Source organism: uncultured Turicibacter sp., from assembly GCF_938044715.1.
GTDB lineage: Bacteria > Bacillota_I > Bacilli_A > MOL361 > Turicibacteraceae > Turicibacter > Turicibacter sanguinis.
In genome coordinates this window covers 1-4,085 of record NZ_CALIOS010000088.1, presented here as the reverse complement: position 1 = coordinate 4,085, position 4,085 = coordinate 1, and the positions used below count along the sequence as shown (strand labels likewise).

At 35.9% G+C, this 4,085-nt stretch carries 8 protein-coding genes; all 8 read right to left on the bottom strand.

The window, feature by feature from the left end:
• Positions 1 to 51: 51 nt before the first annotated feature.
• Genes QWC74_RS09230 through QWC74_RS09195 form a run of 8 tightly spaced genes read right to left on the bottom strand, consistent with a single transcriptional unit; the run spans position 52 to position 3,822 of the window.
• Positions 52 to 282, bottom strand: a complete 231-nt coding sequence (locus QWC74_RS09230) for a hypothetical protein (RefSeq protein ID WP_155235041.1) — start codon at positions 280 to 282, stop codon at positions 52 to 54.
• Between the two features lie 19 nt (positions 283 to 301).
• Positions 302 to 814, bottom strand: coding sequence for a single-stranded DNA-binding protein (locus QWC74_RS09225; RefSeq protein ID WP_288993991.1), 513 nt, complete (start codon positions 812 to 814; stop codon positions 302 to 304).
• Positions 811 to 1,197 carry a helix-turn-helix transcriptional regulator gene (locus tag QWC74_RS09220; protein WP_288993990.1) on the bottom strand — a complete coding sequence of 129 codons (387 nt, stop codon included), beginning with the start codon at positions 1,195 to 1,197 and terminating at the stop codon, positions 811 to 813. The genes QWC74_RS09225 and QWC74_RS09220 overlap by 4 nt, the downstream gene beginning before the upstream one ends.
• Before the next feature lie 9 nt (positions 1,198 to 1,206).
• A complete protein-coding gene (locus QWC74_RS09215; protein ID WP_272131396.1) occupies positions 1,207 to 1,788 on the bottom strand; it encodes a sigma factor in 582 nt (193 codons plus the stop codon).
• A complete protein-coding gene (locus QWC74_RS09210) occupies positions 1,785 to 2,483 on the bottom strand; it encodes a putative HNHc nuclease (RefSeq protein ID WP_288993989.1) in 699 nt (232 codons plus the stop codon). Before QWC74_RS09210 ends, QWC74_RS09215 begins: the two co-directional genes overlap by 4 nt.
• 9 nt (positions 2,484 to 2,492) lie before the next feature.
• Positions 2,493 to 2,675: a hypothetical protein gene (locus QWC74_RS09205; RefSeq protein WP_155230475.1), complete on the bottom strand. Its 183-nt coding sequence runs from the start codon at positions 2,673 to 2,675 to the stop codon at positions 2,493 to 2,495.
• On the bottom strand, positions 2,676 to 2,870 hold the full coding sequence (locus QWC74_RS09200; RefSeq protein WP_288993988.1) for a hypothetical protein: 195 nt from the start codon (positions 2,868 to 2,870) through the stop codon (positions 2,676 to 2,678).
• Between the two features lie 10 nt (positions 2,871 to 2,880).
• Positions 2,881 to 3,822, bottom strand: coding sequence for a hypothetical protein (locus tag QWC74_RS09195; RefSeq protein WP_155223206.1), 942 nt, complete (start codon positions 3,820 to 3,822; stop codon positions 2,881 to 2,883).
• Positions 3,823 to 4,085 lie beyond the last annotated feature (263 nt).

Sequence of the window (4,085 nt, the reverse complement as noted above, 5' to 3'; positions counted from 1 at the left end):
ATTCACTCGTGCTATTGTTTAATAAATGACAATAGCCTTTTTTAATCCAGGTCATACTAAAACCTCCTTCAATAATTCACTTTTTCGATTAAATAATTCCTCTAAGCACTCCTCATAAACCATCTTTCCATATTGAACACCATATAAATCCACCAAATGAGCGGTTTTATTCTTGGAGTTAGACGCATTATGGAGTGACATTAGCGTCACTAGGTTATAGTCCGTATAGGTCGGCAGTGTTGATTTAAACTTGATTCGCTCCTTTTCTAACCATGATGTCATATTAAATCCCCCTTTTTCATTAAAATGGTAAATCATCATCGTCGATGTTAATCATGCTACTAGCTTGGCTTTGTCCTGGTGTATAAGTTGGTGGTACAGAGAAGTTGGGGTCAAATGGATTCGTTCCTGGTTGTGAGAAAGGACTGTCAAATGTCGTGGGTTGTGTTTGAAATCCCGCTTTTTGTTGTGGTGATTGAGATTGTCCTTGTGATTTTTTTGATTCTAAGAACTGAACATGATCGCAGACCACATAAGTGCTATATCGTGTTGAACCATCGTTCGCTTGGTAGCTTGATGTCTCAATTCGTCCCTCAATGCCAATTAAGGCTCCCTTTTTTAAAAACTTGGCCATGTTCTCAGCCGTTCCTCTCCAAGCCATACAATTAATGAAATCAGCTTGTTTTTCTCCATTAGCCCCTGTATAGCTTCTATTCACCGCTAAACTAAACTGTAGATTCGCAATTCCATTCGCCGTATATTTTAACTCTGGATTTCGTGTTAATCTTCCGACTAAAACGACTCTATTAATCACACCTCATCACTCCTTAATGTCGTATCATACTTCACCATCCAATAGTCATGTATTGACCTCATGTAATAACTAATCTTTCGCCGATTGAGATATTGCGTGACTTCATTAACCCGTTCTAAGGAATAACAATAAATTTCACCGATTGGATGTTCTTCAATATGTAATTTTTCTTGATAAATAAACTCAGATAAGGCTTGCTTTCCTATCGCTTGATGCAACTCTACGTCAATTCCTAACGCTCTCATTTTTGAAACAGTCTTTTTATCTCTGAACTTTGTTCCTAGCTTAAGATGTTTATTGACTGTGACAATCGTTACTCCTATTTGTCGAGCAAATTCAGTCTGTGTCATTTGATTTAGCTCCAAATACTCTTTAACTGTCATTTTTATCACCTATCCCGCTACTCGTAATTCCTTTTTTAATTTCGTTAAATAACGACTAGCCTTCACTTGATAAATTCCATACCTAGGTGCCACTTTATAAAGAGGTTCTCTCGTTTCTAAATGAATTAAAATAGCTTCGACCATGTTAGGTTCGAACTTCTTTCTTTCCATGACCTCTTTCATATATTCCAGCCATTCTAAGCGTCTTGCTTCACTAAATCCATCAACCCCTATAGTGTTTAAAAGATTATTCTGTTTCTCTTCCTCCCATTCAAGGCTAAGCGGTCTTTCTCCTAAGTGCTTTTGATATTCGTATAACATGCTGAAATATGCCGTTTTGTAAAAATAAGTTGAGAAGGCATAACCTTTTCGAATGTCGAAACCTTTAGCACTCTTATAGAATGCAAGGTAACACACGCTTTTTAAATCTTCGCTTTCAAGTGTTGGACACTCCCATTGATGTTTTTTCAAGAACCTCCAAAAACAGTCATGGATTAATTTTTCGAACTTTTTAAAAAGTTCATCAAATTCTAGTTCCCCTTGTTGATATTTAATAATCCACTGATCGCCTTCACTCTTTGTTAATGTCATACATTAGCCTCCTCTCCGTAATCTCCTCTGATATTTAAAGCCTTTAATGTCGCAACTGGTACAAAGATTCCCACTACCTTATGTTTTCTTAAAAACGTCTCGTCTCCTATGTTGTGTGCTTCTTGATGATGTTCACGACATACCATAATGAGTTGCATTTTACTATGGTCTACTTTATTTCTGTTCATTCCAATCCCCACTGTGTCTAAATGATGAACCACTGCATGAGATTTACCACAAACTGTGCATTTTCGGTTTTTGAAGCAAAGATAAGACCAGTTCTTAACCGTCTTGGCCACTTCAAACGTCTTAAACGTTAGTGGAATATCATTCACAAAGGTAAGGTCTAAGACATAATCTATAAAATCACCCGCTAGTTCCATCGAGACATTCGAAAGACTAAAGTGTGAAATCTTTGCCTCTATACAAAAGCTTTCTTTTAGCTCTTCTTTTACCTTTTCCACTCCTATTTTTTTATGGCTATCACCGCGCCATATTCGAATATCGTTGAATAGGGAATAAAGAAGTCCTCTTTGTGCGGCAGAAATCATTCGTCCGTCATCTAGTCGTATCATTCCAGTGGCGAGTCCATTATTGAAGAACTTGTCTTGAATCTCTACATCAGGCACATATACTCGTAAGTAGCTCCCTTTTCCGTTGTAATGGTCTTTTTTAATCACAACTTGATAGTGCATAACTGCCTCCTACTTTTTACTCTCCATTTCCATTTGTTTTTGGATTCTCATTTGTAGCTGTTCACAATATCGGGCATAGAACCTTGCTTTGTCTTTTTGTTCGACAGGAATATCTCCTGTTTTCAACACTTGTTCAAACATGAACTTTATTTCTCCTAACGTTTGTAAATCTAACTTACAGAACTTATCCATTTACCTCACCTCTACTATCGTTCCTGGTTTCATTTGTTCCAACGTTTTAATCCATTCTTGAATTTGACTTAAATGTTCCTCTTGAAGTTTAGCCGTTAATTCTTGATGATCTTCTCCATGTTCTTGAATCCACTCTAAGGTTTTCGCCTCATATTCTTTAAGCATGGTTAAGAGTTTTTGACATTCTATCCACATGATTATCCTCTCACCTTCTCACACGTCGATTTCGTTTATCTTGCATGATGGCATAGATGTAAAAGAGTCCGTTATAATCGTTATAACGTACTTCTACCTCTTTAAATTGACGGTTAGGATAAGCACGTTCTAACATTTCTCCAATTCCATCTCGATGCTTCGCCATTTCTAGCACTTTCTTTTTGCTGAACTTCGTTTTATTCTTATGCTCAATAGGGTCTTTTAGATTTCCTTTACTACGTCCCCATGTACGTGCCCCCTTCACGCGGAAAGCTGTTTTTTTATATGTTTCAGGATCTTTAGTGATATAGTTACATAATCCCCTTAAACTTTCATCACCGTAATAATTAATCGTTCGAATATTAACACGTCCATGCTTCCATTTTGATTCAACCTCTTCTTTCGTTAAATCATGATCCATAATGACATGTAAGTGAAATCGTTCAGTTCCATAGGTTCCTTCCTCTTCCACATAAATGTATTTCGCATTATCTAGACCTTTTTTCTTTCTCAGACGATTCAATCTCTTAAAAAAATTCTCACGAATCTTTGCCATATCTTTTAATCCTTGAGGTAAATCCTCATTTCTAAAGGTGAAGGTCGCCCAATAATCACCTTCAGAAAAATTCATATGAACTAACCGTGTTAATTTTTTTCTAGATTTTTTATCATCTAGCTTTTTCTGCGCCTCCCTCGTTTCTTTTTTATTCAAAACAATTCCTTCTGGTAAATCTCGCGAATATTTAAAAACCGGATAAATCTCTACTTCAAACTGATTTCCTGCTTGGATCGTTTTTGTCATATAGCTTAATCTATATCTAGTAGTGGTAAATACTGAATCAACAAATGACTCACTCAAATTCTCTAAATGATTTAAATAAGTTGCTTCATAGTCGTAATCATCAAATAAATATTTTTTACGCTTAATCACACTTGTTGTCACTGGATTCATTTCACTCACCACACTTACTATTTCAGCTATTTAAAAAATGGCCGACTTATTCCTACCTATTACAAGGACGTTATAGGTGGACTTTCGCCACCGTTTTTTGACATTATTCTCCAAAAATGTTAAAATAAAAAAGAAGTTTTTTAACTTCACCTTGCTGTTAAATTCATAATCTATTACCTAAGACTGATAGTTGTGGGAAAACTATCAGTCTTTTTTTATTTCCTAAAGCATACTAACTCCCCCAATACGATTTTTCCATTTCT